At 57.2% G+C, this 3,754-nt stretch carries 5 protein-coding genes; 4 read left to right on the forward strand and 1 reads right to left on the reverse strand.

Annotation, left to right across the window (positions count from 1 at the left end):
- Positions 1 to 32: 32 nt before the first annotated feature.
- Entirely contained in the window at positions 33 to 296 is a 264-nt protein-coding gene (locus tag H8S59_RS26370; protein ID WP_095093237.1) for an accessory factor UbiK family protein, read from the reverse strand.
- Between the two features lie 418 nt (positions 297 to 714).
- On the opposite strand from H8S59_RS26370, the gene glnK reads away from it, so the two are divergent.
- The 4 genes from glnK to sutA all read left to right on the forward strand — a co-directional run bounded on the left by glnK (position 715) and on the right by sutA (position 3,518).
- Complete coding sequence (gene glnK / locus H8S59_RS26375) at positions 715 to 1,053, forward strand: P-II family nitrogen regulator (RefSeq protein ID WP_002555808.1); 339 nt, start codon at positions 715 to 717, stop codon at positions 1,051 to 1,053.
- A 31-nt stretch (positions 1,054 to 1,084) separates the two neighbouring features.
- The gene (locus H8S59_RS26380; protein WP_027899841.1) at positions 1,085 to 2,422 is read left to right on the forward strand and encodes an ammonium transporter; all 1,338 of its coding nucleotides are present in this window, start codon (positions 1,085 to 1,087) and stop codon (positions 2,420 to 2,422) included.
- A 243-nt stretch (positions 2,423 to 2,665) separates the two neighbouring features.
- Positions 2,666 to 3,091, forward strand: a complete 426-nt coding sequence (locus H8S59_RS26385) for a secondary thiamine-phosphate synthase enzyme YjbQ (protein WP_187523315.1) — start codon at positions 2,666 to 2,668, stop codon at positions 3,089 to 3,091.
- Between the two features lie 100 nt (positions 3,092 to 3,191).
- A complete protein-coding gene (sutA, locus tag H8S59_RS26390) occupies positions 3,192 to 3,518 on the forward strand; it encodes a transcriptional regulator SutA (RefSeq protein ID WP_187523316.1) in 327 nt (108 codons plus the stop codon).
- Positions 3,519 to 3,754 lie beyond the last annotated feature (236 nt).

Consider the following 3,754-nt stretch of genomic DNA (forward strand, 5'->3'; position numbering starts at 1 on the left):
AAGCCGGTCCCACGTCTGCAACGCGACGCTATTTATTCACCCGCAGGTGGATTCGATTTCGCTTCCATCTCGGCGACTTTCGCTTCCAGCGCTTCGAGGCGGGCACGGGTGCGGGCGAGGACGGCCATCTGGCTGTCGAATTCTTCCCGGCTGACCAGATCCAGTTTGCTGAAGCCGCTTTGCAGCAGAGCTTTGAACTGGGTTTCAAACTCGTTACGCGGAATCGGCGTTTCGCCATTGAACAAGCGCGAGGCGTGGCCGCTCAGGGCATCGAGAAAAGCTTTGGGCGCGAGCATGTCTACCTCCGGTTTCAGATAAGCGGCAGTGTAGCACGGAGCGTCTATAGTCATTTCCAGCGAAGGCCGACGCACGATAATGGCGCACCAGCGCGTGCACGGACGCACTTTAGTTGTGCGCCAAGGCACTTTGCGAGGCGGCTCCGGCGCCTGAAACAGGGATCAAGGGCCTGTATTCAATGAAAAATCAGGAGATGGCAAGCTTTCTGCTTAGTCGCTGATGACCCATGCACTGATGCAGTCGCGTTGACGATTACAGTGCGGCAGGCGGAGCGGGGAATGTTTCGTCAAAAGCGGTTTTCTGGGGTTGGTCGGACCTCCTTCAGGCGACCGATGCGTTACAAAGCCAGGCACTGCGCTTAGACTTGAGTCGGGTTTGTTTTCCTGGGGCAAGTCCACCAATTCGGGAGAAAGTTTCATGAAGCTAGTCACTGCCATCATCAAGCCGTTCAAACTGGACGACGTGCGCGAGTCGCTGTCCGAAATCGGCGTGCAGGGCATCACCGTTACTGAAGTCAAAGGCTTCGGACGTCAGAAAGGCCACACCGAGTTGTATCGCGGTGCGGAATATGTAGTCGACTTCCTTCCCAAGGTGAAGATCGATGTTGCCATTGACGATAAGGATCTGGATCGCGTTATCGAGGCGATAACCAAAGCAGCCAACACCGGCAAGATTGGTGACGGCAAGATCTTTGTTGTGAATCTGGAACAGGCAATTCGCATCCGTACCGGCGAAACCGATACCGACGCAATCTAAGCCGCCAACCCACGCCCCAGGAGAAAACAATATGACTCTGCGTCAATTCGCAGGGCTAGGAGCCCTGTTGTCCCTCGTAACCCCTGGCTTGGCCATGGCGGCAGACGAAGTGGCAGCCCCAGTACTCAACTCAGGCGACACCGCCTGGATGCTGACCTCGACAGCCTTGGTGCTGTTCATGACCATTCCTGGTCTTGCGCTGTTCTACGGCGGCATGGTCCGCTCGAAAAACATTCTTTCTGTGATGATGCAGTGTTTCGCCATCACCGGCCTGATCAGCATCCTGTGGGTCGTTTACGGCTACAGCATTGCGTTCGACACTACCGGTATGGAAGCAGGCGTCGTCAACTTCAACTCCTTCTTCGGCGGCATGGGCAAAGCGTTCCTGGCAGGCATCACGCCATCCAGTATCACGGGCGCTGCGGCACTGTTCCCTGAAGCGGTGTTCGTCACCTTCCAGATGACGTTTGCCATCATCACTCCAGCCCTGATCGTTGGTGCTTTCGCAGAACGCATGAAGTTCTCCGCGATGCTGATCTTCATGGCTATCTGGTTCACTCTGGTTTACGCGCCAATCGCGCACATGGTCTGGGGCGGCGTCGGCGGCCTGATGTGGGACTGGGGAGTCCTGGACTTCGCAGGCGGCACCGTTGTTCACATCAACGCGGGTGTGGCGGGTCTGGTTGCGTGTCTGGTACTGGGCAAGCGTAAAGGCTTCCCTACCACTCCAATGGCTCCGCACAATCTGGGTTACACCCTGATCGGCGCGGCAATGCTCTGGGTAGGCTGGTTCGGCTTCAACGCCGGTTCCGCTGCCGCTGCCAACGGCACTGCAGGCATGGCGATGCTGGTTACTCAGATCGCGACCGCCGCTGCTGCACTGGGCTGGATGTTCGCCGAGTGGCTGACCCACGGTAAGCCAAGCGCACTGGGTATCGCTTCGGGCGTAGTTGCTGGCCTGGTTGCCATCACTCCGGCCGCAGGTACTGTAGGCCCAATGGGCGCTCTGATCATCGGTCTGGCTGCAGGCGTGATCTGCTTCTTCTGCGCCACCAGCCTCAAGCGCAAGCTGGGCTACGACGACTCCCTGGATGCTTTCGGCGTTCACGGCATCGGCGGCATCATCGGCGCCATCCTGACTGGCGTGTTCGCAGCCCCTGCTCTGGGCGGCTTCGGCACCGTGACTGACATCGCGGCTCAAGTCTGGATTCAGTGCAAAGGCGTCGGCTTCACGATCATCTACACCGCGATCGTGACCTTCATCATCCTCAAGGTGCTGGACGCGGTCATGGGCCTGCGTGTAACCGAAGAGGAAGAAGCTGTAGGCCTCGACCTTGCGCAACACAACGAGCGTGGCTACAACTTGTAAGCCACTGTAAAAAATGCCCGGTTTACCGGGCATTTTTTTGTCTGGAGTTTGTCGATAGATTGCTTGGTTAAAACCTCTCACCCAACACATGAGTCGCTTTGCAAGGGGCATTCCTGACAGTTTGCAGAGAGACTCGACAAGTTGGCGAACAAGCGTTGATGGCTTACACGAAAGACGGATTATTGCGCGCTTTGCTTTTTCTACCAGCGCGTTAGAATGCGCGCCGAATATGCGGAGAACTGTATGTGGCAACAAACCAGAATTACCCTGCGGGCGAGGCCACGCGGGTTTCATCTGGTAACCGACGAAATCCTTGCAGGCTTGCCCGAGCTGCGGGGGTGCCGAGTCGGGTTGCTGCATTTGTGGCTGCAGCATACCTCGGCTTCGTTGACTATCAACGAGAACGCCGACCCGGCTGTGCGTCGTGACTTCGAGCGCTTTTTCAACCGTCTGGTGCCACAAGGCACCCACGGCTTTGAACATGAGGACGAAGGCCCTGACGATCTGCCGGCGCATTTCAAGGCCAGTTTGCTAGGCTGCCAGTTGGTATTGCCGGTTTCGGCGGGTCGATTGGCGCTGGGCACCTGGCAAGGTGTTTATCTGGGTGAGCATCGTGATGCTGGCGGTGCTCGCAACGTCCTCGCCACCCTTCAGGGTGAACAGGCATAACCGCTGTTTTGCAGCGGATGTTGAATTTCTTCCGGCAGCATTCGTAAACGTACGCAGCTGGGCTATAACTAATCTGCTTTCGCAAGTCATGAGGTAGAACATGAGCGACGATGACAACGACGATCTGGTTGATGATCTGGAAGGTGAAGAGGACGGTGAGGAGCTTGCGGCTGCTCCCGAAGACGACGGCGCTGAGGCCGATGACGGTGCGGAAGCTACGGTAACGCCAACCAAAGGCAAGGCCAAGGCCGCTGTCTCGGTTGATGAACTGCCTAGCGTTGAAGCCAAGAACAAAGAGCGTGATGCTCTGGCCCGCGCCATGGAAGAGTTCCTCGCCCGTGGTGGCAAGGTGCAGGAAGTGGAAGCCAACGTGGTCGCCGATCCGCCCAAGAAGCCGGATAACAAATACGGTAGCCGCCCTATCTAAGGGTGTCTGATGCCGTATAAGAAAAAGCCCGCTGTCGCTGCGGGCTTTTTTTTGGGTAAACATCTGGCTGCTTGCCCGAACACGTGGGAATTTTTTTGATAGCACGCAAGCGGATGTGACGACGTGGGACCGGCTTTAGCCGGGAAGAGGCCGGAACGACCGCAACATATTCATTGGCTGAAATGCCGCCTTCCCGGCTAAAGCCGGTCCCACGTCGTCCCCCACATTGAATCTCT

This window comes from Pseudomonas folii, from assembly GCF_014357575.1.
Classification (GTDB): Bacteria; Pseudomonadota; Gammaproteobacteria; order Pseudomonadales; family Pseudomonadaceae; genus Aquipseudomonas; species Aquipseudomonas folii.

What these genes read in the sequence shown, in the direction of transcription:
- H8S59_RS26370 (WP_095093237.1), bottom strand. Translation starts at nt 296, where the DNA reads ATGCTCGCGCCCAAAGCTTTTCTCGATGCCCTGAGCGGCCACGCCTCG.
- glnK (WP_002555808.1), top strand. Translation starts at nt 715, where the DNA reads ATGAAGCTAGTCACTGCCATCATCAAGCCGTTCAAACTGGACGACGTG.
- H8S59_RS26380 (WP_027899841.1), top strand. Translation starts at nt 1,085, where the DNA reads ATGACTCTGCGTCAATTCGCAGGGCTAGGAGCCCTGTTGTCCCTCGTA.
- H8S59_RS26385 (WP_187523315.1), top strand. Translation starts at nt 2,666, where the DNA reads ATGTGGCAACAAACCAGAATTACCCTGCGGGCGAGGCCACGCGGGTTT.
- sutA (WP_187523316.1), top strand. Translation starts at nt 3,192, where the DNA reads ATGAGCGACGATGACAACGACGATCTGGTTGATGATCTGGAAGGTGAA.